The sequence below is a fragment of the Pseudomonas sp. XP1 genome, assembly GCF_053557675.1.
This window is the reverse complement of record NZ_JBNRIJ010000001.1, coordinates 297,728-311,905: the sequence shown is the minus strand read 5'-3', so window position 1 is coordinate 311,905 and position 14,178 is coordinate 297,728. Positions and strand designations below refer to the sequence as shown.

14 protein-coding genes are annotated in these 14,178 nt (G+C 60.4%); 6 read left to right on the top strand and 8 right to left on the bottom strand.

Going from position 1 to position 14,178, the window contains the following annotated elements; genetic code table 11:
• Nucleotides 1–35 precede the first annotated feature (35 nt).
• The 4 genes from acuR to ACK1U9_RS01405 all read left to right on the top strand — a co-directional run bounded on the left by acuR (nucleotide 36) and on the right by ACK1U9_RS01405 (nucleotide 3,902).
• Nucleotides 36–668, top strand: coding sequence for an acrylate utilization transcriptional regulator AcuR (acuR, locus tag ACK1U9_RS01420; RefSeq protein ID WP_200899997.1), 633 nt, complete (start codon nucleotides 36–38; stop codon nucleotides 666–668).
• Nucleotides 669–715: 47 nt separating this feature from the next.
• Nucleotides 716–1,699, top strand: a complete 984-nt coding sequence (acuI, locus tag ACK1U9_RS01415) for an acrylyl-CoA reductase (NADPH) (RefSeq protein ID WP_196173644.1) — start codon at nucleotides 716–718, stop codon at nucleotides 1,697–1,699.
• A gap of 462 nt (nucleotides 1,700–2,161) precedes the next feature.
• Nucleotides 2,162–3,487: an SDR family oxidoreductase gene (locus ACK1U9_RS01410; RefSeq protein WP_108481422.1), complete on the top strand. Its 1,326-nt coding sequence runs from the start codon at nucleotides 2,162–2,164 to the stop codon at nucleotides 3,485–3,487.
• A 196-nt stretch (nucleotides 3,488–3,683) separates the two neighbouring features.
• A complete protein-coding gene (locus ACK1U9_RS01405) occupies nucleotides 3,684–3,902 on the top strand; it encodes a con-10 family general stress protein (RefSeq protein WP_003256807.1) in 219 nt (72 codons plus the stop codon).
• Nucleotides 3,903–3,994: 92 nt separating this feature from the next.
• Here ACK1U9_RS01405 and ACK1U9_RS01400 read toward each other — a convergent pair whose 3' ends face one another.
• From ACK1U9_RS01400 to ACK1U9_RS01390, 3 genes are read right to left on the bottom strand one after another with little or no spacing between them, the layout of a single operon-like run.
• Nucleotides 3,995–5,347, bottom strand: coding sequence for a cation:proton antiporter (locus ACK1U9_RS01400; protein WP_449109620.1), 1,353 nt, complete (start codon nucleotides 5,345–5,347; stop codon nucleotides 3,995–3,997).
• A 43-nt stretch (nucleotides 5,348–5,390) separates the two neighbouring features.
• Nucleotides 5,391–5,615 carry a DUF2188 domain-containing protein gene (locus ACK1U9_RS01395; protein ID WP_108481420.1) on the bottom strand — a complete coding sequence of 75 codons (225 nt, stop codon included), beginning with the start codon at nucleotides 5,613–5,615 and terminating at the stop codon, nucleotides 5,391–5,393.
• Nucleotides 5,616–5,625: 10 nt separating this feature from the next.
• A complete protein-coding gene (locus ACK1U9_RS01390) occupies nucleotides 5,626–5,790 on the bottom strand; it encodes a hypothetical protein (RefSeq protein ID WP_181381649.1) in 165 nt (54 codons plus the stop codon).
• A gap of 150 nt (nucleotides 5,791–5,940) precedes the next feature.
• Between ACK1U9_RS01390 and ACK1U9_RS01385 the strand changes: the two genes are divergently transcribed.
• Entirely contained in the window at nucleotides 5,941–6,081 is a 141-nt protein-coding gene (locus ACK1U9_RS01385) for a hypothetical protein (RefSeq protein WP_181381648.1), read from the top strand.
• Nucleotides 6,082–6,168: 87 nt separating this feature from the next.
• Here the strand turns inward: ACK1U9_RS01385 and hutH are convergent, their stop codons facing one another.
• From hutH to ACK1U9_RS01365, 4 genes are all read right to left on the bottom strand, one after another.
• Nucleotides 6,169–7,692, bottom strand: a complete 1,524-nt coding sequence (gene hutH / locus ACK1U9_RS01380) for a histidine ammonia-lyase (protein ID WP_108481419.1) — start codon at nucleotides 7,690–7,692, stop codon at nucleotides 6,169–6,171.
• Nucleotides 7,693–7,704: 12 nt separating this feature from the next.
• Nucleotides 7,705–8,538, bottom strand: coding sequence for a quaternary amine ABC transporter ATP-binding protein (locus ACK1U9_RS01375; protein ID WP_108481418.1), 834 nt, complete (start codon nucleotides 8,536–8,538; stop codon nucleotides 7,705–7,707).
• On the bottom strand, nucleotides 8,535–9,386 hold the full coding sequence (locus ACK1U9_RS01370; protein WP_449109619.1) for an ABC transporter permease: 852 nt from the start codon (nucleotides 9,384–9,386) through the stop codon (nucleotides 8,535–8,537). Before ACK1U9_RS01370 ends, ACK1U9_RS01375 begins: the two co-directional genes overlap by 4 nt.
• Before the next feature lie 75 nt (nucleotides 9,387–9,461).
• Complete coding sequence (locus tag ACK1U9_RS01365) at nucleotides 9,462–10,430, bottom strand: ABC transporter substrate-binding protein (protein ID WP_046613769.1); 969 nt, start codon at nucleotides 10,428–10,430, stop codon at nucleotides 9,462–9,464.
• Between the two features lie 199 nt (nucleotides 10,431–10,629).
• Here ACK1U9_RS01365 and ACK1U9_RS01360 point away from each other — a divergent pair, with 199 nt between their 5' ends.
• Nucleotides 10,630–11,544: a LysR family transcriptional regulator gene (locus tag ACK1U9_RS01360; protein ID WP_046613770.1), complete on the top strand. Its 915-nt coding sequence runs from the start codon at nucleotides 10,630–10,632 to the stop codon at nucleotides 11,542–11,544.
• A 21-nt stretch (nucleotides 11,545–11,565) separates the two neighbouring features.
• Here ACK1U9_RS01360 and ACK1U9_RS01355 read toward each other — a convergent pair whose 3' ends face one another.
• Nucleotides 11,566–14,118: a bifunctional diguanylate cyclase/phosphodiesterase gene (locus tag ACK1U9_RS01355; RefSeq protein ID WP_449109618.1), complete on the bottom strand. Its 2,553-nt coding sequence runs from the start codon at nucleotides 14,116–14,118 to the stop codon at nucleotides 11,566–11,568.
• Nucleotides 14,119–14,178: the final 60 nt, after the last annotated feature.

Sequence of the window (14,178 nt, the reverse complement as noted above, 5' to 3'; positions counted from 1 at the left end):
TTGACATTAGAGACGAACAGTCTAAATTACAACGCATGAATAGCGCCAAACCTGTCCCTCGAAGAGGTCGACCACCCAAAGTTGCACGTGAGCATGGCGAGACGCTTGAGCTTTTGCTGCGTTGTGGCATGGAAATCCTCACAGAGCAGGGCTTTGCTGCCACCGGTATCGACACTGTGCTCAAACGCGTGCAGGTGCCCAAAGGCTCGTTCTATCACTACTTCGACAGCAAAGAGGCATTCGGCCAAGCGGTACTGCAGCGCTATGCCGACTACTTCGCTCGAAAGCTCGATCGTTGCTTCAGCGACCTGAGCGTGTCGCCACTGCTGAGGCTTTCCAACTTCGTTGAAGAGGCGAAGGTCGGGATGGCCAAGTATCAGTTCCGAAGAGGCTGCCTGGTGGGCAACCTTGGCCAGGAAGTATTGGTTCTCCCCGACAGCTTCCGTGAACAGTTGGAACTGACCCTGCAGGACTGGGAGCAGCGCTTGTCTGCCTGCCTGGAGGAAGCGGTCGAGCTGGGTGAAGTGTCTCGCGAGCATGACTGCAAAGCCCTCGCGGCCTACTTCTGGGTTGGCTGGGAGGGTGCCGTTCTTCGTGCACGGCTGACGCAGCAGGTCCGCCCTCTGGACATTTTTTTCCAAGGCTTTCTGACGGGAATCACCCGGTGATTCCTGTAGGACAATTTAAAGACAACCGGTCTAAATGAGGACAAGCAATGTTCAAGGCCATTCTGATCGAGAAGCTGGAAGAGAAGTACTCGGCCCGACTCACCGAGCTGATGAATGACCAACTGCCCACCGGGAACGTGACGGTTAAGGTGGCCTACAGCACCTTGAACTACAAGGATGCGCTGGCTATCACCGGCAAAGGGCCGGTTGTTCGTCAATTTCCGATGGTGCCGGGCATCGACCTCGCGGGAACCGTCGAAGCCAGTGACGATCCACGATACCAGCCAGGCGACCGCGTACTGCTCAATGGTTGGGGGGTGGGTGAAAGCCATTGGGGTGGGCTTGCACAAAAGGCGAGATTGAACGGCGATTGGCTGATCCCTCATCCTGAGCGCCTGAACGAACGCCAGACCATGGCCATCGGCACCGCTGGTTACACCGCCATGCTATGCCTGATGGCTTTGGAGCGCCATGGATTGAAACCCTCCGATGGGCCTGTGTTGGTCACAGGCGCCACAGGCGGCGTCGGTAGCCTAGCCATCAGCCTTCTGGCCGGAGCCGGCTATACCGTCACTGCCGCAACCGGAAAAGCTAGCGAAGCCGCCTACCTGAAAAGCCTCGGGGCAACGGCCATCATCGATCGGGCCGAGCTTTCAGCCCCGGGGCGTCCATTGGCAAAAGAAAAATGGGCGGCTGTTATCGACTCGGTCGGCAGCCATACGCTGGCCAATGCGTGCGCGAGCACAATGACCGAAGGCCTCGTGGCTGCGTGCGGGCTGGCTCAAGGCATGGATTTTCCGGCAACGGTTGCCCCTTTCATTCTTCGAGGGGTAAGCCTGCTCGGCATCAATAGCGTCACTCAACCATTCGAGCGACGAGTCGAAGCGTGGGAAAGGCTGTCCAAACAACTGAACATCGACGCACTATCGTTGATGACCAAAGAAATTTGCCTTCAGAGCGCAATTGCAGCCGCCTCTGAACTGATGGAAGGGAAGATCCGTGGCCGGTTGATTGTTGATGTGAACGGCTAGGATGGCCGCCTGATACGAGGCACATCTTTATGTAGAGAGCCGTCTCGTTGCCGCCGCGCCGTCCACAGGCATAACCACTCGTTCATAGCCCTTCGAGAAAGACATCTCTCCCCGCCTCTGGCATTCAGACGCCCACTGCGGCATTGACGACGGCATGTTCGCCAGCCGCGCACCGTCAAGGCATCAGCCCCGGCCGCGGCGGTTCAGGACATCATCCCGTGACACACGGATGCAGCAAAGCAGCATTTGGTACCACCGGACTTGTTGGTCTGAACTTTGCCGTCCGCCCTGGCTTCCCCTGCATATCCAACACGCAAAGATGCGCCTGCTGCCGCAGGTGCGAACGAGCGCTTTGGTATCCGGGGCGTTGCAGGCCCACTAGGCGACAAGCGCAACGGGCCTGCTTCTGACGAGCACAGCAAAGGCTGACCTTTTCGAGATCCACCTACAGAGGTTCGCAATATGATCGATCAAGCGACAGGTATGAAATCAGGTGAACGCTATCGCGTGGAAAACATCGAGCGGGCACATCAGTTCCCAGGTTTCTTCCAGGACGGGAAGTATTACCTCGGCCCTGAACTCTTGACCGCCGTTGGGTGGATCGAAGGCACGCGTTTCATCTACGACAGCGTGGATGCCGAAGGAGAACCCGTGTTTCCGAACAGAGAGGCTGGCACGGTTGAAGGGCTGACGTTGACCCTGGTCGACGGCACCGTTCTTGAAATCTCTCGGATCGAAGCCAGCGAAACGATCGCGCCACTTGATGACCAGGATACGTCCGGCACGGAACAGAACTCGCCCCGCGAGGGCTACCCAACCAAGGGGCCGCTGCGCGGCAAAGTCGTGGTGATCACTGGCGCTTCCAGCGGTATCGGCCGTGCCGCCGCGCACGCATTTGCCTGCAAGGGTGCTCGCCTGGTGCTTGCCGCGCGCGACGAAGAGGCGTTATTCGACGTATTGGATGAATGCACCGACTGCGGGACGGATGCCATAGCGATCACGACCGATGTCACGCGCAACGACCAGGTGCAAGCGCTGGCCGCGCAGGCAGCAGAATTTGGCCGCGGACGGATCGATATCTGGATCAACAACGCAGGCGTCGGCGCAGTCGGCAATTTCGAGGAAACACCACTGGAGGCCCATGAGCAGGTCATCCAGACTGACCTGATGGGGTACTTGCGCGGCGCTTTTGTAGCCCTTCCCCTGTTCAAGGCCCAAGGCAGCGGTATCCTGATCAACACGCTGTCACTGGGCAGTTGGGTGGCCCAACCCTATGCAGCAGCGTACTCTGCGAGCAAGTTCGGCTTGCGTGGGCTGACTGAGGCGCTGCGAGGGGAATTGACGGCGTTTGCCGACATCCACGTGTGCGATATCTATCCGGCAGTCATGGACACACCGGGCTTCCGAGATGGCGGCAACTACACAGGCCATGCGCTGACGCCTCCAGGCCCTGTATATGATCCCGAACTTGTGGCGAAGGCCATGGTGGCCTGCGCAATCTCACCACGCGCTCACACCACGGTTGGTGCCACGGCCCGCCTGGCGCATCTGGCCAGTTACCTGGTACCAGGTCTGCCTCTGTTATCGGGGTGGCTGACGCGTCGGGGGATAAGCCGTAGCCCCAGAGCCGAAACATCATCAGGCAACCTCTTTGAGCCGCCGAGTGGCATGAGGAGCGTCGACGGAGGCTGGAGGAAGCCAAAGGACAAGACACCTCTATTGGTCGGCGCAGCGGCGCTTGGAATGATCGTAGGTTTTGCAATCACCCATTCACGACGCAGGAGCTGAACGATTGGGCCGACAAACTCGACGCAAGTCATCCCCCAAAGGTTGGCGAACAAAGCTCTGCGGCGCCACAGTCGCCCGCACGGTATCTTTCGCGCAACCCGTCGGGCCGAGCAGAAAGCAGTGGAGCAAACGCCCCCCTGCCTGACGTCCGAGTTGAACACAGACTTTCCTGTGTGACGACATGAGGTGAAAGATCATGGCTGACAACCAATCCAATCGTGGCCACCAAGGTGGTACCGCACAGAACAACCCAGGCAACTTTGCCAATGACCGTGAGAAGGCGTCAGAGGCAGGTCGCAAAGGCGGCCAGAGCTCTGGGGGCAATTTCGCCAACGACCGTGAGCGCGCCTCCGAGGCTGGACGCAAAGGCGGACAGAACAGTCACGGTGGCGGTCGTGGTAGCGAAAATCGCTAACTTGACGTGAGTTCGGCCAGGGGGCTTTGCACCCTGGCCTTTTTTCTGGATTTGAACGCAGTGCCCAGCAAACGCCGTGCGTCGGCTTCAAGCTACAACGACGCAGTGAGGCGCCCCTTCCACGCTTCGTACCTGGCAAGCAGCGGTTGAACGCTCAAACCGTGCAGCAGAATGCTCAACGCCACCACCGATAGAACCAGGTTCATGCTCTGCGCGGCCGGCGTGCCAAGCAGCCCATGATTGAGGGCATAGAACAGATAGTAGAAGCTGCCGATGCCTCGAATGCCAAACCATCCCAATAGCCCACGCTGCCGGATATCCAGCATTCCTCGAGCCGGGAACAGGAGGATGCTCAAGGGACGAATCAGCAGGAAAAGCGCTGCGGCTACGATCAAGGCCCGCCAGTCCCAATGCTCGATGAGTACTACCCCGAGCATGGTCACCAGAAACACCTCCATTGCCCGTTCGATCAAGCTGCCGAAAGCCAGCATATCCTCCAACATGATGCCTGCTGCCACCTGCGAGTCGTCGAGGCCTTGCACATCACCTTTGACGGCCATCTCCGGCGCCACGTGCTGGTGACCTACCACGGGCTGTACCAGATGTTCAGCAGCGGGCTCTTCGGGGCCATTGGAGGTCTGAACCTCTGCCTGGCGTAAACCGAGGCCAGCAGCGAACACCGCTAAAAACCCATAGGCCTGAACCGACTCGGCGCTCACGTAAGCCAGCGCAATCAGGGCAAGGGCCAGGTAGTCATTGGGCGACACGGTACTGTCGTCGTTGCGCAGGCGCAAAAAGAGCGTGAGCTTGCCCAGGCCGCGCCCCATCCAGTAACCAAGCAACAGGCCTGCGGTCACTGCCCACAGCATGTCCTTGAACAACCAGTCACTGAACCATGCCTGGCCGGTATCCTGCTGAAGGAACAACCCGAGGATGACGAAGGGGAACGCCACGCCATCGTTGAGCCCTGCCTCGCCAGACAAGCTGAAACGCACCGGATCATCATCCTGGGCATCAACCACCTGCACCAGGGTGGCAAGCACGGGGTCGGTGGGTGCGAGTATCGCCCCGATCAGCACTGACATACCCCACCCCAGGTCCAGGCCGTAATGCAATACCAGCGTTACTCCGCCGATGCAGATCAACATCACCGGCCCAGCCAGGTAGAAGGCGCCCCACCACCTGCGGTCATGCAGGGGCAGGCGCAACTTCAAGCCACTGAAGAACAGCGAAAACAATACGGCGACTTCGGTGAGATGCTCCATCCAGCCGCTCGACCTGCTCACGTCCAGCTGTAGAAACCCCAACCCCGATGTGCCCAGGCCGATACCCAGGGCAAGGCACACCACGGACGAAGTCACAGGGATCCATCGCAGGTAGGAGGATGAGAGCGCGAGCAGCAGCAAGACCGCGCCCAGCATTGCGAACCAGACGGTGAAGGTCATCTGCGTACCAGCCTTGAAAGAGTTTTCGACTATTTTTGGGCTTTCAGCCTTTGCTATGGCGCGGGTCGGCAGAACGTGGGTAGGTGCGTTCCTCTTCGAGGGTGCCATCCGCCTTGTGGATCTTTACCGACGCCGTCTTGCCATCGAAGAAATCCGCAAGGGCACTGACCAACTCCTGCTTCGTCGCCGCTCGTCTGAAGGGCCGTTCAGCACCCACTTTCTTCAATTCCCAGCCATCCGATGTCGGGCTGAGGTGATAATTGTCCATCGTGTACTCCTCATGGCTGAATGGATTCGTCATCGTCCTCTATTTCTTGCTCCACCTCGGCAGCATCCGTGGCATCAGCGTCATTCAAGGGTGGCGAGGTGGGCTTTTCCGGGTCGTTGACAAAGGGTACGTCACTTGGCCCCTTCTCCTCGGAGCCTTCGGTTTCCGGCTGCATGTCAGTACCTCCGAACAAGTGGGTTGAATGCAGGGTGAAATCCCTTCGGCAGTACCCAAGAACCTCCCGACATCGATGGTTCATTCGCTATTGAGCAGTACAAGGTGGGAATAATTCCATCGGAAAGGCAGGTGGTAACGCGCTCGTTGAATGTTTGTTCTGACTACCGATACCGAACCCGACCAATGCCTGCTGTTGCCAGGGGACCTGGCGCAAAAGCAGCACTGCCAGGAGGGCAGTTACATCAGTGGCTCACGTTACGGAGTCACTGGCGGCAAACCGATCCTCTAGAGAAGTCGCTGGGAAAACATGCCGTACGGACACATCCCGTACGGCACCCGGCAGCCAAAACGCCTGCACAGCGCGCGCAAGCATCGGTCATAGCAGGTCGGGGAACGCAGCGCCAAGCACGCCTGGATCCTTCAGGATCGATGCGCTGCTGGCGATATCCGGGGCCAGCCAACGGTCCTGGGCATACGCCGGGACGCGTTCGCGCAACAACCGCCAGGCAACGCTGGTACCCGCGCCAAAGCGCTGCTCCTTGAGAAACTCGAAGGCCTGGGCCGCCAACAGGTATTCGATGGCAAGGATCTGCGTGCAGTTCTCCAGGGCGCGGTGCAGCTTCAACCCGGCATTGGTGCCCATGCTCAGATGGTCCTCCTGCAGGCCGGAGGTGACGTAATTATCGACGACTGCCGGTTGTGCCAGCTGACGGTTTTCCGCACACAGTGAAGCGGCCACGTACTGGACGATCATCATGCCCGAATTCACCCCCGGCTGGCTGACCAGGAAGGCCGGCAAGCCGCTGACCAACGGGTTGATCAAGCGATCGAGACGACGCTCGGCAATCGCCCCGATCTCGGCCACCGCGATGGCCAGCAAGTCGGCCGCCATGGCCACCGACTGGCCGTGCGGATTCGCCTGGGAAACCACCCGATACGACTCGGGCGTACCCAGCAGCATCGGGTTGTCGGTGGTGGAGTTGAGTTCGGTTTCGATCTGCCGCGCAGCGTGCTCCAACTGATCGCGAGCGGCGCCATGAACCTGCGGAATGGAGCGAATGCTCAAGGCGTCCTGGGTGCGAATGCCTTGGCTGCTGGCAATGATTTCGCTGCCATCGAGCAGGCGACGCAGGTTGCTGCCCACGCGCTGCATGCCGGGGTGCGGTTTCATAGCGATGATTTCAGGGTCGAAGGCATCGAGCTGGCCGCGCAGGGCCTCGAAGCTCATGGCGCTGATAACGTCCGCCCATTGGCTCAACCGAGTGGCGTCGTCCAGAGACAAGCAGCTCAGGCCGGTCATGCAAGGGGTACCGTTGACCAGGCACAGACCATCCTTGGCACCCAGTTTGACCGGCGCCAGGCCGACCTCGGCCAAAGCCTGCTGCGCCGGCATGATCTGGCCGCGATAGCTGACCTGGCCGACGCCCAGCAAGCTGATGCTGATATGTGCCATGTGGGTCAGGTACCCCACCGACCCCTGCTTCGGCACCTGCGGGGTGATGTGCTGGTTGAGCAAGGTCAGCAGTGCCTCGACCACCTTGCGCTGCAGGCCGGAACGGCCCTGGCAGAAATTGATGATCGCGGCGCACATGATCGCCCGGGTCTGTTCGTCCGACAGCGCCGTACCCACGCCACAGGCATGGCTGAGCAAGGTGTTGTGCGACAGCTGGCTGAGTTGTTCATCCTGCAACGAGACATTGCACAAGGCGCCAAGCCCGGTGTTCACGCCATAGGCGCGGTCACCGCTGGAAACGATGCGCTGGACAATCGCCTGGGCGTTCTCGATCCGCGCCCAGGCCGATGGGGCCAGCTCAAGCTTCGCGCCATGCCGGGCCACAGCCACCACGTCCTGCCAACGCACAGGCGCGTCGGCGATGATGATTCTTTCGGCAAACGACATACACGCGGTTCCTTAAAGCGAAGCTACGCGACGTTGCACGAAACGATCGACGTATTCGTCCGCAGGCTGATAGAGGATTTCTTTCGGCGTGCCGACCTGGACCAGGCGCCCGTCCTTGAGAATGGCGATCCGGTTGCCGATACGCACCGCCTCGTCCAGGTCATGAGTGATGAAGACGATGGTCTTGTGCAGGGTCTTTTGCAGCTCCAGCAACTGGTCCTGCATTTCGGCGCGAATCAGCGGGTCGAGCGCACTGAAGGCCTCGTCCATCAGGATGATGTCGGTGTCGGCAGCCAGGGCGCGGGCCAGGCCGACGCGCTGACGCATACCGCCCGACAATTGGTGCGGGTACGACTTTTCGTAACCCCTCAGGCCCACGGTGTTGACCCAGTGCAGGGCACGCTCTGTGCACCTGGCCTTGCTCTCGCCACGGACTTTCAGGCCGTAGGCGACGTTGTCCAGCACGGTGCGGTGCGGCAACAGGCCGAAGCTCTGGAACACCATGCTGATCTTGTGCCGGCGGAATTCGCGCAGGGCTTGCATGTCGTACTGCAAAATGTCTTCGCCATCGACCAGGATCTCGCCGCTGGTCGGGTCGATCAGGCGGTTGAAGTGGCGCACCAGGGTCGACTTGCCCGAGCCCGACAGCCCCATGATCACGAAGATCTCGCCGCTGCCGATGGACAACGAGAGATCGTTGACCCCGACCACGCAGCCGGTTTCGGCCAGGACCTGATCCTTGGCTTTTTGCTGGCGGATCAGTTTCAGGGCATCTTCGGCGCGTGCACCGAATATCTTGAAGACATTCTTGACTTCGATCTTGTTCATTGTCTGTTTGACGCTCATTTGCCCACCCCATGCCGTGGTCGGCCATAGGCCTGGGTAATGCGGTCGATCACGACCGCCAGAATCACGATGGCCAGGCCCGCTTCGAGGCCGCGGCCCACATTCAGGGTCTGGATGCCGACCAGGACGTCTTCACCCAGGCCACGGGCACCGATCATCGAGGCAATGACCACCATCGACAGGGCCATCATGGTGGTCTGGTTGATACCGGCCATGATGCTCGGCAACGCCAGTGGCAGCTGCACGCCGAACAGCTGTTGCATGCGATTGGCACCGAAAGCGTTGATCGCTTCCATGACTTCGCCATCCACCTGACGAATGCCCAGGTCGGTCAGGCGAATCAGCGGCGGCGCGGCATAGATGACGGTGGCGAAGATCGCCGGCACCTTGCCCAGGCCGAACAGCATCAGCACCGGTATCAGGTACACGAAGCTGGGCATGGTCTGCATGATGTCGAGCAGCGGCATCAACACCGCCCGCAAGCGATCGTTGCGTGCCGACAGCCCCCCCAGCGGAATGCCGACCAGGACCGATATCAGCGTTGCGACCAGCATCAGCGCCAGGGTCTGCATAAGCTTGTCCCAGAGGCCGACCGCGCCGACCAGGAAGAGCAAGCCGACGATCACGGCAGTGGTCACGACTTTGCGGGTGGCGTGCCAGGCGATACCGGCGACGATGGCCAGCATCAGCCACCAGGGTACTGCGCGCAGCAGGCCTTCGAGGTTGACGATGGCCCACAGCAGGGTGTCGGAGATATGCCGGAACACGTCACCGTAGTTTGTTACAAGCGCATCGACCCAGCCATTGACCCAGTCGGCAATGGAAAACGTGAAGTTCTTGGGAAACATGGAATTCTCTCGAACAAGTGCATGAAACGGACTGTCGCGTGCCGGGTCCGGCAGGAGCCGGACGAGCCCACACGCTCAGAGTGCCGCGTCCACCTTTTTGGCTGCGTCTTCGCTGACCCAGCTGTGCCAGACCTCGGGGTGCTCCTTGAGGAACAACCTGGCCAGTTCCGGCGACTCGATACGGTCCTTGCTCATGCGCGCCAGGTTCTGGTTCAGCAGGTCGATCGGCAGATTGACCTTTTCCAGCACCGCCACCAGTTCCGGCGCCTGCTCGTGGAAGGCCTTCGACAAGCCCACTTTGATGGTCAGGGTTTTATCCACGCCTGGCTTCTCATCCAGCTTCACCAGGTCGACCAGGCCCATCAGCGGCGTCGGTGACCAGTAGTAGAACAGAATCGGCTCGCCACGCTTGTAGCTCGACAACACCGCAGCATCCAGTGCCGGGCCGGTGCCCGGGCGGAAGTTGGTGTAGCTGTTTTCCAGGCCGTAGTGCTTGAGCATCTCGCTGTTGTCCAGCTCGCATGTCCAGCCGGCCGGGCAATTGTAGAATCGCCCCTTGTCCGGCTCCTCCGGGTCCTTGAAGACCTGGGCGTATTGGCCAAGATCGGCGATGGTCTTGAGGTTTGGTGCCTTGGCTTCGAGTTTGCGTTTGGGGTCGCCTTCGATCACGTAACGCGGCACGTACCAGCCTTCGACCGCGCCAACGACCGGCGCGCCAACGCCAACGACCTTGCCGGCAGCAGCGGCCTTGTTCCAGACCTCGCTGCGCCCTACCCACTCTTCGGCAAACACCTGAATGTCGTTGCTGCTCAGGGCGTTTTCCATGGAGATGGAGTTACCCGGCAGGCTGTCGGTTTCGCAGCCGTATCCATTTTTCAGCACGAACTGCATCACGTCCGTGAGCAGCATCCCGCTTTCCCAGTTCAATCCGGCGAATTTCACCGGTTTGCCAGACTCGCACCAGCCGGCTGCCTGGCTGGCACCAGTGGCCGCCAGCAGCCCGAAAGACAGTGTCGTGGTCAGCAGAGCCTTTGTAATTTTCATTGTGACGCTCCCAAACAAGAACATGGATTGCAGTAGTTGAGGGCATCCGGCCCCAAGAGGGTCGCCAAACTGGCTGATCAGCCTTGCAATCGGCATCGGCGTGGCACCTGTGATCGGTGGCCACTGCACAGAGGAAATATTTCACAACCTCAAAAAAGGATAAAATAATATGTCCTGATGTATCACAACGGAAAAACCTATGAAGTTCACTCTGCGACAACTGCGCTACGCGCTCGCAGCGGCCAAGCACGGGAACCTGACGACTGCCGCCATGGAGCTTCATGTTTCGCAGCCCTCCATTTCGGCGGCCATCACCGAATTGGAAGAGGTGCTGGGCCAATCGATTTTCGTGCGCCAACGTGGCCTCGGCATATCGCTGACCCCGTTCGGGCGTACCGTCATGGTCCAGGCCCGCCGCGTGCTGAGCGAGGCTCGGACCTTTGCCGAGATCAATGCCAATGCCGGAGAGTGTGTCGGAGAGTTGGTGGTCGGGTGTTTTGAAGACCTGGCGCCCTATTGCCTGCCACAGATCGTGCGCCGGATGCAGGAGTCCTGCCCGAGGGTAACGGTCGATATGCGCGAAGGCAGCTTCGATTATGTGGGCAAGCGGCTGAGTGAGGGCGCGATAGAGCTGGCAATCACCTACGATCTGGGCCTGCCGCCGAACACTCAATGCACCCAGCTGTGCCAGCTGACCGCTCAGGTACTGCTGGCTGCCGATCACCCGTTGGCCAAGGAGTCGCGTGTCAGCCTCAAAGCGCTGTCCGAATACACCCTGGTAGTCACCGATCAGGTCCACAGCTGGCAGCATGTGCTGGACCTGTTCAGCTTCTACGATCTTTCGCCCGCCGCTGTACACCGTGTGCGCACCTTCGAGATGCAGCGTAGCCTGGTCGCCAACGGGTTTGGCGTGGCGCTGATCTACACACGGCCATTTGGTGATCGCAGCTATGATGGCCAAGCGCTGGTATGCCGACCGACCGAGGAGAAATTGCCCACGCACAGCATCGTGCTGGCGCATGATCAACGCTATCCGCTGACGCCTTCGGCTGAGGCGTTCAAGGAGCTGGCGGTGGCATGGTTCGCGGAACGGCCTTCGTTTGCATCCGAATGAACCTGCCTCCCCTGCGAAGCGTCATTGCGCTACCGATACCTGGTCTATCATCATCCCCATCAGCGCCTCGTTTTCCAGCGGTTTGCTGAGCAAAAAGCCTTGTACTTCATGGCATTGGTCATCGCTGAGCAAGGCCAGTTGCTCGGCGGTCTCGACACCTTCGGCAGTCACCGTCATGCCCATTGCATTGCCAAGGTTGATGATGGCCTGGACCACGCTACGGTCGCTGCCGCTCTTGCCCAGGTGCTGCACGAAGCGCTTGTCGATCTTGATACTGTCGAACGGGTAGGTACGCAGGTAGCCCAGCGAGGAGTAACCGGTCCCGAAGTCGTCCATGTTCAGGCGCACGCCCAGCTCCTTCAGCGCAAGCATGGTGTGCAGTGCGCCTTCAACATCGTTGAGCATGACGTTCTCGGTAATTTCCAGCTCAAGGCGGTGGGCCGGCAACCCGGTGGCGCGCAATGCGTCGCCGACGTCGCGGACCACATCGCTGCGGCTGAACTGGGCCGGCGACATGTTGACCGAGACCATCACTGCCTGCGGCCAGCCCCGCGCCTTGATACAGGCTTCCTGCAGCACCCAGTTGCCAAGCAGCACGATCAGGTCGGACTCTTCGGCAAGCGGGATGAAATGGTCCGGGCGGAGCAGGCCCAGGCGCGGGTGTTGCCAGCGCACCAGGGCCTCGGCCGATGCGATCGAGACCCCATCGACCTTGAAGCGCGGCTGAAAATGCAGCACCAGCTCGCCACGCGGTATGCCCTCGCGCAGCTCGCTTTCCAGCACACGCTTCTCCATCAATGCGGCGTTCATCTGTGCCGAAAAGAAGCGCCAGGTGTTCTTGCCCGCCTGCTTGGCGCTGTAAAGGGCCACGTCGGCGTGCCGGATCAGATCGCTTGGCGCACCGGGGTACTCGGCCGACAGCACGACACCCAGGCTTACTCCCACTTGCACGACATGCCCTTCGATTTGTATGGGGCGCCTGATCGCCTCGATCACGCGCATGCAAAATCGGTCCAGGTCCTGGTGATCGCCTGGCCGGGTCAGCACGACGATGAATTCATCGCCTCCCAGGCGGGCGACCAGATCACTGTCACGGGTAACTTGGCCGAGGCGGCTCGCTACCTCGAGCAGCACCGCGTCGCCGGCCGGATGCCCAAGGCTGTCGTTGATTGGCTTGAAGTTGTCCAGGTCGAGCATCAGCAGCGCCACCTGGGGCAGCTCAGCGCCAGGCGTCGATTGCTCGAGGAAACGGAATAGCTTGTTGCGATTCGGCAGGCCGGTCAGGGCGTCGTGCAAGGACAGGTGCTGAATCTGGGCATGGGCGGCCACTTCGTCGGTGATGTCGGTGCACGTGCCACGAAAGCCGGTACACACGCCTTCGGCCACGATCGCGCGCGAAGAAATCCTGCAGATACGCTGTTGACCCAGATGGTCCTGGTATTGGCAGCGCAGCGTGCCGGAAGAGCCTGTTGCGGCCAGGCTGTGCAGACTGGTTCGCAGGTTGCTGGTATCACACGACAGCAACTCGGTAATCGGGCGCTGTCGCCACGCTTCGACTGGGTGCCCGGTGAGCGCGGTGAACCGGTCCGAAAGGTAGGTCAGGCGAAGGAGCACATCCGTTTCCCAGATCCAGTCCGAGGCAGCTTCGGCCACCGCCTTGAAGCGCTCTTCACTCGACTGCAGGGCAGCCCTGGAAGTCATCAGCGCACGGTGGCTGCGATCGATCCTGGTGCTGGCGCGGATCGCATAGCGTGCAAACAGTGCCAGGCTCAGCGCGATAAGTAGCACTGCAATAGCCAAGGGCGCGATCACTGTCTGGATCAGTTCGGTGCCAGGCTGCGGTATATCCCATGTCAACGCGTGGCTGCTGCCTTCCAGTGGCAGAGCGCCGCGCCCTTGGCGCTGCTCGGCCGAATCGCCCACGGCCAGGCCGGACAGCCCCGCGGACTGGCCCAGCGGCAAGAGCACCTGTGGCGATAGGACCCGAATGAACACCAACACCGCAGTTGGTCCCGGCGGGCGGGCTGGCTGGGTCTGCGGGCGGATCAGTGCAGCGACGTACACTGCCGGCTGGCCACGAAACACCAGGTAACCTGAAGTCGCTTGATCGTGCTGCGCTGCTTGCCGAGCCTCCTGCAGGATCTTCCCGGCACTGACGGTATGCTGCTCCAGACCCTGCTGGCTGAGCTTACCGTCCAGTATTGCGTACCGGGTACCGTCGTCATCGAGCACATATACGCCTTCGTATCCATCGGAGGTATAGAGCGTGGCGCCGACGTTGTCCTCGTCGTATGCCCAATGTGTATCGACCTGCCCACCCAAGTGATCGTAGGCGGCCTGCCAGTTGGCATGGGTCAGCAGGAATGTCTTGTCGTTCTTCTGCAGCTGGGCCATGGCGGACTCAGCATAGAAGCGGCTTTGCTCCACTTGTCGAGTGTCCAGCGCCCCGGCGAGGCGGTAGAGGGAGAACAGCCCCAGTAACAAGGCCAACAGCAGAATCAGGGAAAACGCCACGATCAGTTGCCCGACCACATCACTGCGGCTCGACATTTCATTGTCAGCAAAGACGTCCATTGGTTCACCATCGCGGCCTAGGGTCTCCCTGTTGACCGGGCGGCAGACCTGGAGGTCGAT